Source organism: Mesorhizobium sp. LCM 4577, assembly GCF_001854795.2.
Taxonomy (GTDB): Bacteria; Pseudomonadota; Alphaproteobacteria; order Rhizobiales; family Rhizobiaceae; genus Mesorhizobium; species Mesorhizobium plurifarium.
On the sequence record NZ_MDDU01000035.1, the window covers coordinates 60,436 to 78,586 of the forward strand.

Annotated in this window: 15 protein-coding genes; all 15 read right to left on the reverse strand. The window is 57.5% G+C overall.

Annotated features, from left to right (window positions below):
- Window position 1 precedes the first annotated feature (1 nt).
- Window positions 2-913, reverse strand: a complete 912-nt coding sequence (locus LCM4577_RS25175) for a glycosyltransferase family 2 protein (RefSeq protein WP_244508430.1) — start codon at window positions 911-913, stop codon at window positions 2-4.
- Between the two features lie 175 nt (window positions 914-1,088).
- Window positions 1,089-3,119: a UDP-N-acetylglucosamine 4,6-dehydratase gene (locus LCM4577_RS25180; protein ID WP_071073981.1), complete on the reverse strand. Its 2,031-nt coding sequence runs from the start codon at window positions 3,117-3,119 to the stop codon at window positions 1,089-1,091.
- Window positions 3,120-3,387: 268 nt separating this feature from the next.
- Window positions 3,388-4,335 (reverse strand): methyltransferase domain-containing protein, encoded by a 948-nt coding sequence (locus LCM4577_RS25185; protein WP_157900506.1) that lies wholly within the window; start codon window positions 4,333-4,335, stop codon window positions 3,388-3,390.
- 127 nt (window positions 4,336-4,462) lie between these two features.
- Entirely contained in the window at window positions 4,463-5,830 is a 1,368-nt protein-coding gene (locus tag LCM4577_RS25190) for a sulfatase (protein WP_083354852.1), read from the reverse strand.
- The gene (locus tag LCM4577_RS25195) at window positions 5,830-6,594 is read right to left on the reverse strand and encodes a sulfotransferase (RefSeq protein ID WP_371410078.1); all 765 of its coding nucleotides are present in this window, start codon (window positions 6,592-6,594) and stop codon (window positions 5,830-5,832) included. Before LCM4577_RS25195 ends, LCM4577_RS25190 begins: the two co-directional genes overlap by 1 nt.
- 37 nt (window positions 6,595-6,631) lie before the next feature.
- Window positions 6,632-8,026 carry an ABC transporter ATP-binding protein gene (locus tag LCM4577_RS25200; RefSeq protein WP_071073985.1) on the reverse strand — a complete coding sequence of 465 codons (1,395 nt, stop codon included), beginning with the start codon at window positions 8,024-8,026 and terminating at the stop codon, window positions 6,632-6,634.
- A complete protein-coding gene (locus LCM4577_RS25205) occupies window positions 8,016-8,795 on the reverse strand; it encodes an ABC transporter permease (protein WP_071073986.1) in 780 nt (259 codons plus the stop codon). The genes LCM4577_RS25200 and LCM4577_RS25205 overlap by 11 nt, the downstream gene beginning before the upstream one ends.
- Before the next feature lie 19 nt (window positions 8,796-8,814).
- Window positions 8,815-9,540, reverse strand: coding sequence for a glycosyltransferase (locus LCM4577_RS25210; RefSeq protein WP_083354853.1), 726 nt, complete (start codon window positions 9,538-9,540; stop codon window positions 8,815-8,817).
- A gap of 870 nt (window positions 9,541-10,410) precedes the next feature.
- A complete protein-coding gene (locus LCM4577_RS25215; protein ID WP_083354855.1) occupies window positions 10,411-12,372 on the reverse strand; it encodes a class I SAM-dependent methyltransferase in 1,962 nt (653 codons plus the stop codon).
- Window positions 12,373-12,376: 4 nt separating this feature from the next.
- The gene (locus LCM4577_RS25220) at window positions 12,377-13,795 is read right to left on the reverse strand and encodes a sulfotransferase family protein (protein WP_131803521.1); all 1,419 of its coding nucleotides are present in this window, start codon (window positions 13,793-13,795) and stop codon (window positions 12,377-12,379) included.
- Window positions 13,792-14,700, reverse strand: coding sequence for a dTDP-4-dehydrorhamnose reductase (gene rfbD, locus LCM4577_RS25225; protein WP_071073989.1), 909 nt, complete (start codon window positions 14,698-14,700; stop codon window positions 13,792-13,794). The genes LCM4577_RS25220 and rfbD overlap by 4 nt, the downstream gene beginning before the upstream one ends.
- Window positions 14,697-15,851, reverse strand: coding sequence for a dTDP-glucose 4,6-dehydratase (gene rfbB / locus LCM4577_RS25230; RefSeq protein ID WP_244508431.1), 1,155 nt, complete (start codon window positions 15,849-15,851; stop codon window positions 14,697-14,699). The genes rfbD and rfbB overlap by 4 nt, the downstream gene beginning before the upstream one ends.
- A gap of 14 nt (window positions 15,852-15,865) precedes the next feature.
- Window positions 15,866-16,420 (reverse strand): dTDP-4-dehydrorhamnose 3,5-epimerase, encoded by a 555-nt coding sequence (rfbC, locus tag LCM4577_RS25235; protein WP_071073990.1) that lies wholly within the window; start codon window positions 16,418-16,420, stop codon window positions 15,866-15,868.
- Window positions 16,413-17,303, reverse strand: coding sequence for a glucose-1-phosphate thymidylyltransferase RfbA (gene rfbA, locus LCM4577_RS25240; RefSeq protein WP_071073991.1), 891 nt, complete (start codon window positions 17,301-17,303; stop codon window positions 16,413-16,415). Before rfbA ends, rfbC begins: the two co-directional genes overlap by 8 nt.
- Window positions 17,304-17,525: 222 nt before the next feature.
- A complete protein-coding gene (locus LCM4577_RS25245) occupies window positions 17,526-18,116 on the reverse strand; it encodes a biotin transporter BioY (RefSeq protein ID WP_071074163.1) in 591 nt (196 codons plus the stop codon).
- Window positions 18,117-18,151 lie beyond the last annotated feature (35 nt).

The following is an 18,151-nucleotide window of genomic DNA, read 5'->3' on the forward strand; positions in this document are numbered from 1 at the left end:
CTCAGATCCGGCGCCAGAGGAAGGCGACGTAGAGCCCGAGCGTGCCCATGAATGTCTGCCGGTAGACGCCGCTCTTGCCGAGCAGGCTGAAGCGCCTGAAGACATTGCCCTTGCGCGCCCTGATGAACAGGCGAAGGCAAAGCGCTGCATCGCGCGCGATGAGGTCGCGGTTGACGGCGAGGCCGCGCAGATTGCTGTCCGTCCAGGTGGCGAACTGACCCTTGAACAGACGTCCCAGCCTTGAAAACCTCGCCCGCCACGAGACATTGGCGCCGACGAGGTTTGCCGGGTGCTGGCGGTATCTGACCAGCGGCCGTGGCTCGTAGCGGACCTTGCCGCCGGCGGCGGTGACGATGAGATAGGCCCACCAGTCATGGCTGACGAATTCGGTCCTGGCCGACGCTTTCGCCAGAAGGTCGCGCGCCGCGCGGTTGAAGAGCATGGTGTTGCCGCCGGCGATGCTTTGCACCAGCGCATTGCGGAAGGACGGCGGGCGACGGAACAGCGGCGAGTGGCCGACTGGGGCGCCGGCCTGAGAGATGGTCGCCGTGCGCGAGCAGAACAGGAGCGGCGTTTCCACGTCCTCGCCCTCCATCCAGCGGATGGCGCTCTCCAGCCGGTCCGCTTCCCAGACATCGTCCTGATCGCAGAAGGCGTAGCAGTCGGCATCGATGCGCGGGTCGATGATCATTGAGCGGAAATTGGCGGCGAAGCCCCTTCCCGGACCCTGCAAAAGCGWAAGGGATCCCTTGTTCCAGCGGGRCCGCCACGTCTCGACGATTGCGGTCGTGGCGTCCGACGAGCCGTCGTCGGAGACCCAGAGATCGACGCGCGGCCAGGACTGCGAAGCCAAGGATTCCAATTGTTCGCCGATATAGGCCGCGCCATCCTTCGTGCCCATGAGAACGGCCACGCGCTGATCTTTTCTGGTCACGGCTGTGTAACCACTTGCCCGCAGGGTGTTTGAACAGGTTTCAATAGCCAATTGCGGTCATGCGGCACAGCTGTAAAGCGCATAGTGCGCTTTAAGTCCTTGATTTTATGTTTGTCTTTATCCCGAAACCGGTTTCCACTTTCGGGAGACATGCTTAGCCGACCTGCCCGGCCGCTTTCGGCGCCGCCTCTTCACGCCGGCCGCCAATGCCTTCTTCCGCCTTGTAGAGCCCGGCCAGGATAGCGAGCGCCGCGGCCTTGTCCCGGTCGTGCATGGCGGCCACCAGCGCCGGCAGAGCCACCTCGATCCTGGGCCATTCGACGACGCCTGTCCTGAGGCCGAAGATCTTGGCGATGTCGAGCTTGACCACCTCCTCGTTCTCGGCGTGCAGCGTCTCGTGCAGCTTCTCGCCGGGCCTGATGCCGGTGAAGCGGATCGGGATGTCGGTGTAGGGGCTTTTGCCGGCCATGCGGATCATGGTTTCGGCGACTTCGAGGATCGGCACGGGCTTGCCCATGTCGAGCATGTAGATGGCGTAGTCATCCGCGCCCTGGCGCTGCTCGGCATCGGCGGCCGACATGATGACGAGGTCGACGGCTTCGGCCACGGTCATGAAATAGCGGGTCATGCGCCGGTCGGTGATGGTGACCGGACCGCCGGCCTCGATCTGCGCCTGGAAGATGGTCGCCACCGAGCCGTTGGAGCCGAAGACATTGCCGAAGCGCACGGCGATGAATTTCGTGCCCGAACGACGCAAATCGGACGTGCCGGCATGGCCGTTCGCCGCGCCGGCGCGCGGCGGCGAGACCGCCTGGGCCTCATGCAGCGAGGAGACGATCTGTTCGGCCGCCCGCTTGGTGACGCCCAGCACCGAGGTCGGGTCGACGGCCTTGTCGCTGGAAATCAGCAGGAACTGCGGCACCCCGCATTCGGCGGCGATCTCGGCGCAGGCAAGCGTGCCGAAGACATTCGTCTCGATCGCCGCTTCCCAGTTCTCCTCGAGCAGCGGCACGTGCTTCAGCGCCGCGGCATGAAAGATGATCGCGGGTTTGAACTCGGTGACGAGGCGCGTCATGTGAGGCCGGTCGGTGACGTCGACGATGCGGCTGGTCAGCCGCTCGCGGTCGCCGTCATTGGTCTGCTGATCGAGCTGGAAGATGCCGAACTCGGAATTGTCGGCCACCAGCACCGCCTCGGCGCCCAGTTCCAGCGCGCGCTTGACCAGCACGCGGCCGATCGAGCCGGCGCCGCCCGTGACCATCACGCGCTTGCCGCCGACAAAGGCGCCGATGCGCGCGGTGTCGGTGGCGACCGCCGAGCGGCGCATGATGGTTTCCATCTCGACGGCGTCGAGAACCAGCTTGCCGCCCTGCCCCAGTTCCGACAGGCCGGAAAACTGGACGACGCCGATGCCGCTGTGGCGGGCGACGCGCACCAGCTCGGCATAGTCCTCGATCTCGCGCTCGACCCCCTGGCCGAAGATCAGGAGGTCGAGGCTTTGCGTGCCCTTGACATAGTCTTCCAGCACCTCGACCAGGCGCGGCCTGAGCGCCACGACCGGAACGCCCTGGATCTGCGTGCCGAGCGGTGCGTCGCTCTCGGTGGCCATGATGCCGGCGATGGCGTATTCGGCGGGCTGGGCCGTGCGGGTGAAGCGCACGATCACGTCCGCCTCGCTCAACCGGCCGATGAACAGCGCCTGCTTGGTCGAGGCATCGCCGACGGCGCGGCGCAGGATGCGCCAGCTCGCGCCGTCGCGCAGGAAGCGATAATAGAGCCTGGGCGCCGAGATGATGGTGAAGGAGACCAGGAAGAAGACGATGAACTGGCGCTCGTTGAGGCCCATGACAGGCTGAAAGAAGAAGCGGAAGCCAAGCGCGGCCAGATAGAGGACCACCGTCAGGCTGCCGCAGCCCTTCAAGATGTTGAAGAAATCGGGCGTGGAGGCAAAGCGCCAAACGGTGTTGTAGAGGCCGCTGAAGCGAAACAGCAAATGGGCGATGAGCACGATGAGCGCCCAGCACGCCAGCCCGCCGGAGGAGAACGCGTCGAACGACAGCCGCGACTGGGAAAGAGTGAGGCTAAGAGCCACCGCGACCAGGACCATGACGAGATCCTGGACCATGATGATGGCGCGCCGCATCCTCGGTCGAAGTTCCGATACGGCTTCTACATAGGCGGTCATTGGGTAGTACTGAACTCCAGGCGTGGGATATGCATACCAGAACCGCGCCGGACGGACCATCGTCCGCCACCACTCTAGATTGCAAATCCACTACCCCGTCGCCCGGTTATCGCCTTAGCGCGGAGCGGGCGGGAGAGCCAGAGGTTTTTTGGGGGCGGTGGCTTCAGGAGGACGTTATGTCGCTGTGCTGCCTGTCAGCAACGAGAAATGAAAGGCCTGCCACGCGAATCAGTTTACTATTGTGCTTCAGGCGACCTTTCTATCCTTTTTAGGGAGCGAACAAACTGCCGACCGAGATGGGAGTGTCTATTGGCGCCAATTGTCGCCATGCCTCAGTTTGTTCACGGATGACATTTAATAACAGTTCACGCTTTAGTGTGCAGAACCGCTCGGCCGGCAGCCTTTCCGATCCGTTTGAAGGGCCCAGGATCGCTAAAAACTCACAGCCTCTGGATCTCGTAAGAAGTTTTGTGCGGAGGTTTATTAGCTCATGGAAAAATAACTCTTCCATGATTAAGAAAAAACTAGATGGTGTGAAGAAATACTCGTGAGCATCGACATATTCGGGATTTGATACCGCCGCCAGCGAGGTTCTGAGGCGCCCACGAGGATCTGCACGCATCAACTTTAACCCTGCAACACGACCCTGCCACCACGCAAGAACGTTCTTGCCTTCATAATCCACCGACGCTTGCGATTCCTCCCTGTATAAGCTCTCGAAGCTGTGTGATTTTGACGTCCGCACATAGTCGCCCAGCACCTTTGCAGTGTCGGTAATTGGCTGGAAAATGTCAAAGCAGTAACGCTTATCGGGAATTACGAGGACCACGTTGCCATCATCACTCAGGATATTTTCGCAATCACTAATAAATCGCACCAGATCTGTCATATGCTCAACAACATGCGACGCGTAGACGTAATCGAATTTGCGCCGTTTCAGAAGGGTGGAAATAGCACCCCCACGCCAAACGTAGTCAACAGGCTCTATTAAAGACGGATCAACGTTGAGCACCTGATATTTCCGGACGAGATCCGCTTGATCAGCGTGATCAACAATTGAAACGTTGAACCCGTCACGCTTGGGAAAAAGTGGCATATAACTGGGGCCGATTTCCAGCACAGAGGACTCTTTTCCAACGAGATCGCGTACGTAACCGCGAATGTCGCCGACCAATTGATCCTGCCGAGGATCGTCATCGGGAGAAAGAAAAAACACAGCGGCCCTCTTCTTGCTTGCAGCATAATAACGCGTATATGCGACTGGTCTCGGATGCATCAATGACCGCTTCAGGTTCAAGCACCGGAGTGCAGGCTAAAGACGATCACCAGGCTCGCTCAGCCCATCAAACTCGACGGTCGGTCGGCAGACGGTCGGCCAAACCTAAGCGCACCTCCTCGAAACGGGTATCGCCGATCAGATTATTCCACTCATAGGGGTCGGCACTCAGGTCATAGAGTTCCTCGGACAGATCCGAATAGCGTGTGTAGCGCCAGCGCCCCAGTCGCACCGAATGGTTACCGCGCAACCATGTCATGATGGCGGCGTGATCTTCCATCTGCCCCCCCCGCGCCAGTGGCACAAGGGAGCGCCCGTCGATATCCGGCGGCAATTCGAGCCCGCAAAGATCGAAAAGTGTGGGGAATATGTCGACCAGACTAACCGGTTGCTCCACACGCGGCGAGGTCACGATGTTCCGCGGTGGCAGCAGAATGAACGGCACGCGCGTGGCTTCCTCCCATAGGACGAATTTCCGCCAATGCAACTTCTCGCCGAGGTGGAATCCATTGTCTCCCCAGAGAACAACGATCGTATTCTCGGCAGCGGGCGAAGCATCGAGGGCGGCAAGCACGCGTCCAATCTGGCTGTCGCAGTAGGAAATTGCCGCAAGGTAACCCTGTACGGCATTGCGCCATTGCCCGTGTTTCAGGACAGTTTCGTGGTCCGGCGGCGAAAGGGCCCAAGTTTTGGCGATGGCTGGAACGTCGTCAAGATCGTCACTCTTGACGAACGGAAGGGTAATTTTGTCGATGGGATAAAGATCGAGGAAACGCTGCGGAACATACCAAGGCAGATGGGGTTTGTAGAAACCCGTGGCACAAAAGAACGGCTGCTTATGCTGCTTTTTCAGGAACGAGCACACTGCCTCGGCGGTCTTGAAGTCAGGCATCTCTAGTTCGCGAGTGGGCTCGACAGCACCCCAATCGAAATGATGATTCATCGGTGCTACGTTTTGAAAATCATCAAAGTCAAACATGCCGTTAAGCGGTCGCTCTGATGGCAAAGGCTCTGCCGCGGTCACGTGAAACTCGTCCCAAAGCGCGGAACGGTTCTCAGTATCCGTCCATTGCGCAGACCGTGTCCTGTTGCGACCAGCATCTGCGTAGTCGAAAACGCCGTGGAATACCTTACCAGCACCGAAGCAAAAATATCCTGCCTCATGCAGTTTTTCGGGCAGTGTGATGCGACGGTGTGGCGCCCTCCAGAATGGCTCGTTGTGATACACGCCCGTTGTCGTGGGCAGGCACCCCGAAAAGACTGACATCCGGCTGGCATTGCAATAGGGCGCCGTACAGTAAGCGTGCAGAAACGTAGTCCCACGTGACGCCAGCAGATCGATTGCAGGAGTCTTGACGTCAGGATGGCGGCCGAGCGGAGCGATCCATGAATTGAGATCATCGGCCACGATGAAAAGAATATTCGGCCTAGACATCAGCCTGCTATTGCCACGTTGGGGTCAACGGTCGGCCAATCGGCGACCGACAATCCGGATAACCTGGAAAACTCGACAGTGTCATCGTAGAAAACCTCGCGCAAATAGGTGACGTCTTCCGGTCGTAGCTCATTCTCCCGCGTTTTTCCGGTATGATCCTTTCGCGGAGCGAGCGGGGGGAAGGATTGGATAGAGAGGAACCTAGCAATGGATTCCAGTGTCCCCCGATGATCGTTTTGAAGATCGAGCGAGCGCAAGAGAAGGACGTTCTCCCTGGGAAACAAAGCAAACAACCGCCTAAGCTGCCGTGCGTAGAAACCCCGCTCGACATAGCTGTACACGCGCCACGCTGGGTCGGTTTGAACGACACTCCTAAGCCGCCAGCGCCCCTGCCGAATCGCCACATGAAAGGGCAAGCTCTCCGCCTGTCTATCTGTTTCCATACGCCACTGCGACCATGCTCGCTCGATCGGATCGCGAAAAACGAAGATAAGTTTTATTCTCGGATTGTAGCGTCTTATCCTCTCCAGGGCCGGCGGCCAGAATAGATAGATCGGCGTTACATCAAATCCGATGCCCGTGCCGATACCTTCGGGGAATAGCCGCCGCAATTTGGAATAATCCGGCTCGGCCCAGTTCTGAGTTTCGTCGTCAAAAAAATGCGCTTCCTTGGTGGACGGTATCACCATCTGAGGGTGCAAACTGAGGTAGCCGAACAGGCTTGTGGTGCCAGCCTTTTGTACACCTCCGACGATGAAACCCAACACATGTTGGTCCGACGCATTCGCCCGCATGCCGAAGCTACTTCCTTGTCACCACAGCCTCTTTTGCCTCTCGGGGGGGCACGACATCGATCAAGCCGAAGCGCCCGCGGTCATGCGGGGTTGGCAAAATCTTGAAGGCTATAGCATCGACAAGACGATGCAATTGCTGAAACTCCTCGCCGCCGCTGATGTAGACGCCGGCGTTTACGAAATAGGTACCCGGCATAAATATCGCTCTGAAGGGGAAACAGATGTCAAAGAGATCATCGGCACAGGCCACATGCCCTTCGCCCAGCTGGTGACTAGTCTGCCCCGCCAATTCCAGCCCCTRCACCGTCTTTATCAGCATCGCAAAGCCGGCCTTTCCGACGGTCCGCGAAAACTTGACCCGGTAGCGGAACTGGTAAGTCTCGCCCATCACTAGCACATTGGCCAGACGCCCATCCGCCGTGGTTATCCTTAAATCGGATATGGTCGCGCCATTCTCGTCATAGGTGATGGTGCCCTGCGCACTGAGCTGCGGATCGAAAAAGTCCTCCGCCGGCAGCTCCGCATCCGGTCCGGTCCGAGAGATACCGCCGCTCGACTTGTCCTCGATGCCCCCCAATATCTCCGATCGGATCGCCTTCGAGCGATCGRCCGGCGCATGGAGCAGTCGCTGGTACTGACCGACAACGAGTTTCGGTCTACCCTCAAGTATCTTCTCTCCGGCATCGATCAGTATCGCTCGCGTGCAGAGTTGAACAATCGTCTGGGCGCCATGGCTGACAAACAGGACAGTGCCACCTTTGTCCTTTATATCCTCTATGCGGGCAAAGCACTTGCGCTGGAACGCTTCGTCGCCAACCGACAGCGCCTCATCCACTACCAGAATGTCCGGGTCGACGTTGATAGCCGTGGCGAACGCAAGCCGCACATACATGCCCGACGAATAGGTCTTCACGGGCTGATCGATGAATGGGCCAATGTCGGCAAAACGGGCGATGTCGTCGAATCGCCACTCCATCTCCTTGCGCGGAACACCGAGGATCGACGCATTAAGGAAGACGTTCTCGCGACCGGTGAATTCGGGATTGAAACCAGCGCCGAGTTCGAGCAGCGCGGCTATACGGCCGTTGACCTCCACCGAACCGGTCGTCGGCTGCAGAGTTCCGCAAACAATCTGCAACAAGGTTGATTTGCCGGAACCATTGCGGCCAATAATACCGACAGTTTCGCCTCGTCCGACTTCGAAAGATACATCTGAAAGAGCGGCAAATTCTCGGAAGTAACGTCGCGATGGGCGACCGATCAGCCGTTCCAAACGCGGCACAACCATCTGCTTGAAGCGATCCTCCGGTCTCTCAAACATGACATAGCGCTTGGAGACGTTGCGTACTCGAATAGCGATCTCCGCGTTTTGGCTGGCGGTCTCGAACCCTTCAGAGAACATCGGCAAAACCTCTGCGGGTCTTTTGGAAGAATTGATAGCCGACAAATGCAATCACAATCGCCGCAACCGAGTAACAGCCGAGGGCTGCCCAGTCAGGCAGCAGGCCGAAGATGACAACATTGCGGAAGCTCTCGACAGGAATAGCCAGCGGATTGAGCGAAAGCCATGGCTGCAGCCAATCGGGTAACGACGCCCGCTGGAAAAATACTGGCGACAGAAAGAGAGTTGCAGTGACGAGCGGCGCCACTATCTGGCTCATGTCACGAAAATACACACCAACAGAGGCGAGTATCCAGGCGATGCCGATCACTAGGACGATTAGCGGCAAGAATGCTATAGGCGCCAGAACTACCGTAGTTGGGATATGACCGAAGACGCTAAAAGCGAAGCCAAGCAGCACCACCAAGCTGACTGCAGCATGAAATAACGCAGCCCCAGCCGTAACCACCGGCAGGATTTGAATCGGAAAGACGATTTTCTTTACGAAATTGGCGTTCGCGACTATGAGCCCCGGCGCGGACGAGACCACCTCGGCGAAAAACTGGAAGGCGATCAACCCACAAAACAAGATAACCGCAAACTCCCCAGTCGAATGCTGCGCTTCTTGTTGGCCGGGTACAGTCCAGCGCGACTTCATCACGACCCCAAAAACAAAGGTATAGACGGCCAGCATGAACAGCGGATTGAGCAGCGACCAGAAAAGCCCGAGCGCCGACCCACGATAGCGGCCAACTATCTCACGACGAACGAGGGATACTGTTAGCTGCATGTCGTCTCATCCAATACTCTCAATCTCCTATTTCCCGGTCAAAAGGAACTGTATGATGGCGAATTTTGTCATCAAAACTTCTGTGGAACGCGAATTTCAAAGAAAGAGCCTCTTGATTTCGCCTCCAGCCGTCAATCTTCTCCGAGCTAAATGTCTCAACCTTGCTGTAATGCTTCAATAAAACGGCGCTTGAAACACCTACTTTGTGTCCGTTTAAGTGACATCTATACGTAAAATCGATATCGTAGCACGTAAATCCCTCTATTTCCTCCGAAAAACGAACATTACGTGCAATTTCAGACCGAGACGCTATAAATATTCCATCCAACGCTTGCGCACTACAGTTCCCGGTCAAAGGGGAAAAAACTTCAAGGAGATCCGGCTCACTAGCACTTCTTCCAGGTATTACGACTCTTCCAAGCAAATCGTTCGAGTCAGAATAATACCAATTCGATGATTGGCATCGTTTTGTGCCGCATACGCCAAAAACATCAAACGCTTCAAATGCAGAACTTAAACCTTTTGAATCGGACTGAACGATTCTGATGTCATCATGACAGAATATCAACCACTCTCCTCTCGCTGCCTTCATGCCCTCGTTATACCCAGCGGACATAGACCTAGCGCTGCGTATCGGTATAAACTCAATCTCTTCTGACAGTCCCGCAAAACGCAGAAAACTATCTTTCATCTCGCCATACCCATCGGGGTCATTCGTGCATGTCACCACCGATATCGAAACCATTGCTATGCTCTCAAAGAGTTCTTCGCTGTTCCAACGAAACGATCAACACTCAGTTCCTCGAACTGGAGCCTTGCGGATTCTTGCGGCACACCCGTGTGAAACAATCTTATGGCACGTTGGACCGCACCATAGTCCAAAGATCCGGTGTACTCGATCACAGCGTCTTTCATGATAGCTGGGCTTTGGCCCGTAGGTTCCGACAAGACCGCGCAGCCACAGGCCGCACCAAGATATATCCTAGGCTCAAAAGACTGCATCTCGTCGGCGTGAATGTTGAGGATAACCTTCGATCTTCGAAACAGAGCAGCCAAAGAGCGCCCCGACAATCCGTGCGCGATCCAAACAAACCGTAAGTCGGTAGATCGAAGAAAATCCAATTCCGCAACTCTATGTGGCGTTGGCTTTCCCACGAAAGCTACATCCACTGGCCGGCTCGCTACGGTTGGGCGAAAAACAGACGTATCTATAGGCAACGGATGATACGCATCGATCGGCCACCCTTTCTCCTCAACAGCAGCTCGCTTAGTTTCATCGTAGTAGTAGCAATAATCGTAACTTTCCCAACTCATTCTCGAATATACGTGAGAACGAAGCTTGCTCTCTAAAGTTTCCACCTCCCCAACTGACTGGATTGGCTCCGTCAAAAAGGCAACCTTTCGACCGCTTATAGATCTCAGGTACTTTTTTGGATAAAGCTCAGGCCTGTAAAATATGGTAATATCAGGTCGAAAATTAATCATCCTAGTCAGAAATGAGTAATCCCACTCATCGACATCCAAACATAAGATATTCTCCCTACTTCTCCATCTTTCTGGGAAGTGATTCTCAAAATAGGTATGCGGACCAACGAACCCTATGCGCATCGTTCGCCTACTTGCCAACCCATCTCTTGACGTATCTTAATGGAGCGGTAACTCTCCAGCTTGTCGAATGTTCATACTGTTGCCTAATGCTCTGCAGCTGATTCTTGTAATGTTGAAGCGCCCATTGAGCATCAGTCAGCTGCTTCCTTATCTCTCCGACATCCCCTTCCGCGGGCGGGTATACAGAATCAGCGGCGGATAGGTCCGGTTCAGAAGCCAGATAAGCAGAGCGGAGCGGGAGCAACTCGGCAACTTGCGAGACGGTGGCCCGATAAGCATCGAACAGCGACTCGTCCTCGACAAGGCGCCTGAGATAAGCGTCGTTCAGGCTTTGTTGACCGACAAACAGCACACCTAATCCATGCGAATGCATAAACTCCAGCGAAGGAAATTTCGTTCTCAACTCACCCCAAAGACGCCAGACGCCAAAATCACGTTCGCGCACATTGGTGTCATGAAACATGATGACGCCGCGATCGCTCATTGCCGGCAGCCAATTCTCGTAGTCGTGCTTAACAGCTTCATACGTGTGCAACCCGTCAATGTGCAGCAAATCGATCGGCCGGCCGTCAAAATCCGCTCTCGCGTTGTCGAATGTCGATCGGATTAAATGAACTCCGGAAAAGCTTCGATCTAGGAAAGACAGAAGATCATCGTAGATCTTGTCGCCCTCATAACGACCGGCGTGACTGTCGCCCTCCCATGTATCGACGCCCCACAGTTCGGTCTTCACATCAAAAGCTTGCGCCGCAGTAGCTGCAGCTATCAAGCTGGCACCGAAATGAACGCCAAGGTCGACATAGGCGCGGGGCCTCAAATTTCGAAACAGCACGAACAGAAAGGGGATGTGCCCGTGCCAGGCCGTGACCGGCAATTTTCTAGGTAGCGAAAAGAGCGGCGCGATGTATTTATCTTGGATATCTACAGGATCAAAAGCCCTTGCATTTACTCCTTTCACTCCACCTGCGCCGACCTCAGAAATCAGAGAATTGCGATGCATCGAATTTCTTCCCAAATTTTCCACGGAAGCTACGGATAGCGTTCCACATTTTGATTCGAAGACTCTGGAATCGTTTTCATCTAGTATTACAAAGTCTTGCGACCTTTCCATCCCGGCCTTTCGCCGGGGTACTCTTGCCATTTTTCCGGGCTTAAATCTGCTTTTTACATATGGAAACGTGAATTCAAGCTTTTCTAACTTTATTTTCTTTCTTAGGTCTATTTCAGGATACAACAACCCGATATTTATAAGGTCCTTGTCACTAAGGGTCTTTCGCCTGTTGAGGTCATCATGCTCGACCCAGTGAACTCCGAGGCGATTGTTCGTAAGAAATTCATTCCCCCGTATAGAAGATGAAGATGATGCCATCTTCCATAAGTATTTTTCCCGAAACGGCACAGGTATATGGAGCAGCCCGATCGGAGAGATATTGGCAGCGGTTGAAGATGAAGGAATTCCAATAACAGTATGGTACCCTTGGGTTATCACCATATCTGGGTGCGCATGGTAAAATTTCTTCGATATAGCTACCTTTGTGAATTTAGACAGCGAGCGCGAGGTGAGAAATCCATCCGAAAAATCTCCGTCACCACTAAGATTTACTGGAATTATGTTTCTCCAGTTAAGCGAAAAATACTCCCCAGGATTTTCTTCGATTTTAGCCTCGAACTCAGCACGATCGGCAAATGGAAGATATTCATCGCAATCTAAAAAGAATATGTAATCGACGCCGAATACCTCGAAGGCCATTTTCATATATATATTTGCTAGGTCGGCCTGCGGGTATCCATCAGATACCAGCTTAAAAATCTCAGATTTTCTCACTCTATCTCTGACAACCTTAATCGATTCATCGGAAGATAGGTGGTCAACAACGATCGAAAGATCAAAAAACTCGTTCAATTGATCACAAAACGGTTCTAGGATTGATTCTTCATCCCTTAGCATTGTGAAGCTGGCTATTTTCATATCTTTAGTCTATCTCTTTTCTCAAAAAAGACGTCATCCTCCAACTCAAACTTCTACGCATTTCCTCCACGATATTCTGCGCTTTATTTTTTTCATCCGTTATTTTTAATATTTTTTCGAAAATATCCTCGAATCCCGCATGAATATTATTCAATTCTCTCACCAAAAACTGATATTTATTTTCTATTTCTTTGGAAAGCAGCTCATCTCGATCGGAGCGTGCTGACAATTCACTTTCGCGAGCCGCAACTTCCCTCTTCCACGCGTCCTGGTTCGTAGCCCAGACCTCTGTTAAGCGCTGAAGGCCTTGTACCTGCATTGTCAGCTGAGCATCTCTCGCGACTGCCACTTTCTCAAGCGTCGCAAGTTCGGCTGTTAGTCGATCAATTTCCGCCGCTTGTTCGTCCGCCTGCCGCTGAGCCTGGACTAGCTTGGCAGTTGCGGCCTGTTCGCGCGCCTGTATCTCAGGGAACACTGCTCCGCCGAAGATTGCACTTGCACCGTTAAATTCGATACGAATTGCATCCAGGTGCGCGAGAGCGGAACTATCGAAAGAGTCTTCCTCAAGCGCTGTAAGTGCGCGATAGGTCTCTTTGATCCAGCTTATCGCGCGCCCATCGGCCGCAAGCAATTCCGGGCTTCCGAGATGGTGCTGGTGCCGCGCAGAGAAATGCGACGAGAGCGTCTCTTCTACATCCTCGATAGTCTTTGGCCATTCGATTTGAATTGCGCTTGTAAGCTTTTCGATTCCAACACGCCAATCCTTAAGCATGCCCTCATAGGAAAGAAAGATACGTGGAAAATCTCGTGTTGCATGCTCGGCCTCCAATTCGTGGCGCAACCACAAAAGCGCACTGAAGCCATACGTAAAGCCATTGCGTTTTTCGAGCGAGGCGATCACGGCAAGTGGATTGCGCTCGGTAATAACGTAGTACACGTCGATGTGCAGCCGCTTCAATATGTCCGCATAGAGCGGCACAAAACGCGAAATGCGCGGATCCTTGAGAACGAAAAGCGGCGCGTCGCCGAATTCTTCATCGATCAACCGAGCGATCTCAGCTTTGTAAAACGGCTGCCGTACACCGAGGTCTGCCGGATTGAATGCGCGCCAGTCATCCCAACGGCTTCCTGAATCAGCCAGCATACGGTCATGAAGCTCCATCAACCGCAGCGGCTCCCAGTGGCCGGCAGGGTTAGTTGGATTAGCGCCGAGCATGTTCTTCGGCAGCTCCGCGCCAAGCAGGCTGATCGCTCTCGTCAGCGCGCTTGTCCCCGAGCGATGCATGCCGAGCACCATGATGCAGGTGCGCTTCGCGGGCTTGGTCTTCGCCGACTTGGCCCTGACGCCTTTCTTCGGCGCCGCTTGATCGGCCGGCTGCGCGCTCGCATCGCGCAGTTGCTCCGGTGATGGATTTTCGTTCATGCACTCAATGCCTGTTTCGTCTCGCTGCCCCCCAGCCCCCTGACCACCCTCCCCACCGCCTCCCGCCAATGCGGCGCCTGCCACCCGAACACGCCCGCGAACTTCGCGCTCGACAGCCGCGAATTCTGCGGGCGGCTGGCCTTGGTCGGATAGTCGCTCGTCGCGATATCGCGCACTTCGGCGTGCGGGCCACCAAACGCCTTGCTTGTGTCGAGGATGTGACGGGCAAAGCCGCTCCAGTTGGTGTCGCCCTCGCCTGCCAGATGGTAAATGCCGAAGGCGGCGAAATTCCTGTCGTCTCCCAGCCTCGCCGCCGCATGCAGGATGGCGTCGGCGATGTCGAGCGCGGATGTCGGATTGCCCCATTGGTCGGCGACGACCGCGATCTCGTCGCGGTCACCCGCCAGCCTCAGCATCGTCTTGACGAAGTTCTTGCCGAAGGGGCTGTAGACCCAGGCCGTGCGCAGGATGAGGTGGCGCGGGTTTGCCGCCGCCACGGCCGCTTCGCCGGCGAGCTTGGAGGCGCCGTAGACGCCGAGCGGCGCGGTCGGGTCGGTCTCGACATAGGCGCCGTCCCTGGTGCCGTCGAAGACATAGTCGGTCGACAGGTGGATGACGGGAACGCCGAGCCTCGCCGCGGCTTCGGCCACCTTGCCGGCGCCGGTCGCGTTCACCGCGAAGGCCAGATCCTTCTCATCCTCGGCCTGGTCGACGGCGGTGTAGGCGGCGGCGGAAACGACGATGTCGGGCCTTGCCGCCTCGAGTGCCGCGAACACCGTGTCGGGCCGCGCAAGGTCCAGCGCCGGGCGGCCGACGGCGACGACTTCGACATCGTCGCGACCCCGCGCCGCCTCGACCAGGCTTGCTGCGACCTGGCCCTCGCGTCCGGTGACGGCAAGCCTCACGTGGCCACCTTCCTGCTCTCGGCCGCGTTCCCGGCCGGGCTGCTTTCGATCTTTGCGCTTTCGACCGGGGCGTTCTCGACCGGGCGCTTCTCCGCCGCGGTCCGGCCCAGCCGCTCGCCGGCGTAGCGCTGCTCGCGGATCGGCCCCCACCACCATTTGTTGTCGAGATACCAGTCGACGGTCCTGGCCAGGCCGCTGTCGAAATTCTCCTTGGGCGCCCAGCCAAGGTCGCGCGCGATCTTGGAGGCGTCGATCGCATAGCGACGGTCGTGGCCGGGGCGATCGGTGACGAAGGCGATCAGCTCGCGATAGCGCTTGCCGCCGGCGCGCGGGCGCCTGAGGTCGAGAAGATCGCAGATCGCCTCGACGACGCCGAGATTGGTGCGTTCGGAATTGCCGCCGACATTGTAGCTCTCGCCCGGCCGCCCCTTGGTGGCCACCAGCTCGAGGGCTCGCGCGTGATCCTCGACGAACAGCCAGTCGCGCACATTGGCGCCAGCGCCGTAGACCGGCAGCGGCTTCTCGTCGAGCGCGTTGAGGATGACCAGCGGGATCAGCTTTTCGGGGAAATGGTACGGCCCGTAATTGTTCGAGCAATTGGACAGCACCACCGGCAGGCCATAGGTCTCGTGCCAGGCGCGCACCAGATGGTCGGAGGCCGCCTTCGAAGCCGAATAGGGCGAGGACGGCGCATAGGGCGTCTCCTCCACGAACATGCCGCCGTCGAAAGGCAGGTCGCCGAACACCTCGTCGGTCGAGACATGATGGAAGCGGAAGCCCGTCTTGCGCTCCTCGGACAGGCCGCGCCAGTATTCCAGCGCCGCATTCAGGATGCGGTAGGTGCCGACGATGTTGGTCTCGATGAAGGCGCCGGGCCCGTCGATCGAGCGGTCGACATGGCTCTCGGCGGCGAGGTTCATGACGATGTCGATGTCGTCGCGGCGCAAGATTTCCAGCACCGCGCGCTCATCGCAGATGTCGGCCTGCTCGAAGCGGTAGTTATGCGCGTTCTCGATCGGCCGCAGCGATGCGAGGTTGCCGGCATAGGTGAGCTTGTCAAGATTGGTGACGCGGTAGGCCGGATTGGCGCACAGATGCCGGCACACGGCCGAGCCGATGAAGCCGGCGCCGCCGGTGACCAGGAAATTCATGCCGCCGTCCCTCCTCACGCGAACACCTCCGCCTCGGCAAGCAATGGCGCGTTGCGGTCCTTGTCGGAAAGCTGGAAGCCGCCGGGAAGCGCTGGCCATCTTATGCCGATCGCCAGATCGTCGAAGCGGATCGACCGGTCGTGCCCGGGCGAGTAGGTGTCGGTGACCTTGTAGAGCACCTCGGTGTCCGGCACGAGCGTGACGAAGCCATGCGCGAAGCCTTTCGGCACCAGGATCTGGTTGCCCTTCTCGGCCGACACCTCCAGCGCCACCCATTTGCCGAAAGTCGGCGAGGAACGGCGGATGTCGACCGCGACATCGAAGACGCTGCCCCTGATGACGCGCAGCAGCTTGTCTTGAGCGCGGGGCGGCAGCTGGTAATGCAGGCCGCGCAGCACGCCGGCCGCGGCGGAATAGGAATGGTTGTCCTGCACGAAGGCGAGATCGATGCCGGCTTCGGCGAAGCGTTCGGCATTCCAGGTCTCGCTGAAGAAACCGCGCGCGTCGCCATGCCGCTTCGGCACGACCTCCAGCACGCCGTCGAGGCCAAGCGGCCGGACCTCAAGCACGCTGCTCCTCCATCAGATCGGCCACCCGCCGGCGCAGATAGGCGGCATATTCGTTCTTGCCGAGCCGCGCGACGCGTTCCAGAACCTTGTCGGCGCCGAGCCAGCCCTGCTCGAACGCGATCTCCTCCGGGCAAGCAACCTTTATGCCCTGGCGATGCTCGATCGTGCGCACGAAGGACGACGCCTCATGCAGGCTGTCATGGGTGCCGGTGTCGAGCCAGGCATAGCCGCGGCCGAGCTGATGCACATGCAGTTCCCCGCGATCGAGATAGACGTTGTTGACCGCCGTGATCTCGAGCTCGCCGCGCGCGGAAGGGCGGATCGTCGAGGCGATGTCGACGACATTGTTGTCGTAGAAATAGAGACCGGTGACGGCCCAGTTGGATTTCGGCTTCTGAGGCTTTTCCTCGATCGTCAGAGCCCTGCCGGTCGCCTTGTCGAACGAAACCACGCCGTAACGCTCCGGATCGTCGACGTGATAGGCGAACACCGAGGCGCCGCTGTCACGGCCGGCCGCAGCACGGCAGAGATGCGACAGACCCTCGCCGAAATAGATGTTGTCGCCGAGAATCATCGACACGTTGTCCTTGCCGATGAAGTCGCGGCCGATGATGAAAGCCTYGGCGAGGCCGTTGGGCTGCGGCTGCTCGGCATAGGACAATTCCAGCCCGAATTCGGAACCGTCGCCCAGCAACGCCTGGAAAACCGGCAAGTCGCGCGGAGTTGAAATGACCAGGATCTGGCGAATCCCCGCGAGCATCAGCACGCTCAGCGGGTAATAGATCATCGGCTTGTCGTAGATCGGCAGTATCTGCTTAGAAACCGCTAATGTAAGTGGATAAAGGCGTGTTCCGCTCCCACCCGCAAGGATAATTCCTTTCAACAAGCTCTCCTTGAACTACCGCGGCCCCCGCCTCGACGCCAAGTTGCCCGTGCTTAGGTTTCGGGCGCTGGCTTGTCAATGTCGGCTTCGACTGCTTCCCGACGCTACTTCACCTCTTTCTACCATCCGGCACCCGGTGGTTTCGAGCGAAATCCGACCGCGCCATGAAAAAGGGGCCGGCGGGCGCTGTCGCCCGCCGGCCCCTTTTTCCGTCGGTCTGGCTCAGCCGCGCTTGAGCAATGCCCACACCGCCGGCACGAGGCTGGCGGCCAAGGCCACCTTGATCAGGTCGCCGACGATGAAGGGCAGGACGCCGAACTGCCAGGACTTTTCCGGCCCGATGAGGATCGCCAGCCAGGCAAAGCCCATGGCCATCATGACGATTTCCGCCGTCAGCATGGCGCCGAACAGCTTGAAGGGATTGCGGTCCCAGCCGCGGTCCGCGGCCCAGCCAGCGATTGCCGCCATCGCCACGAAGCCGGCAAGATAGCCGCCGGTTGAGCCCAGCATATAGGCGACGCCGATGCCCTTTTCCGGCGTGCCCTGGAAGACCGGCAGGCCAAAAGCGCCCTCGGCGAGGTAGAGAAGGAGCGTCGCGACGGCCAGGCGCAGACCGAATGCCGAGGCGATCAACAGCACGGCGAGCGTCTGCAGCGAGATGTCGACCGGGCCGAGCACCACTTTGGTCTTGGCCGAAAGCGTCAGCAGCAGGGTTCCGGCAAGCGCCAGGAAGAGTTGGGTCGCGAGCCGGGCAGCGCCCCGATCCGGCAGGGTGAGAGAAACAAGCGGGCGCATCGTGGTTGCAGTTGCCATGGTCTTCCCCATTCTGGCTGATTTGCTGGCTTTCA

Bases quoted from the DNA above. Each gene is read 5' to 3' on its own strand.
- LCM4577_RS25180 (WP_071073981.1), bottom strand. From the start codon at position 3,119: ATGACCGCCTATGTAGAAGCCGTATCGGAACTTCGACCGAGGATGCGG.
- LCM4577_RS25190 (WP_083354852.1), bottom strand. From the start codon at position 5,830: ATGTCTAGGCCGAATATTCTTTTCATCGTGGCCGATGATCTCAATTCA.
- LCM4577_RS25205 (WP_071073986.1), bottom strand. From the start codon at position 8,795: ATGCAGCTAACAGTATCCCTCGTTCGTCGTGAGATAGTTGGCCGCTAT.
- LCM4577_RS25210 (WP_083354853.1), bottom strand. From the start codon at position 9,540: ATGGTTTCGATATCGGTGGTGACATGCACGAATGACCCCGATGGGTAT.
- LCM4577_RS25215 (WP_083354855.1), bottom strand. From the start codon at position 12,372: ATGAAAATAGCCAGCTTCACAATGCTAAGGGATGAAGAATCAATCCTA.
- LCM4577_RS25220 (WP_131803521.1), bottom strand. From the start codon at position 13,795: ATGAACGAAAATCCATCACCGGAGCAACTGCGCGATGCGAGCGCGCAG.
- rfbB (WP_244508431.1), bottom strand. From the start codon at position 15,851: ATGAATTTCCTGGTCACCGGCGGCGCCGGCTTCATCGGCTCGGCCGTG.
- LCM4577_RS25245 (WP_071074163.1), bottom strand. From the start codon at position 18,116: ATGGCAACTGCAACCACGATGCGCCCGCTTGTTTCTCTCACCCTGCCG.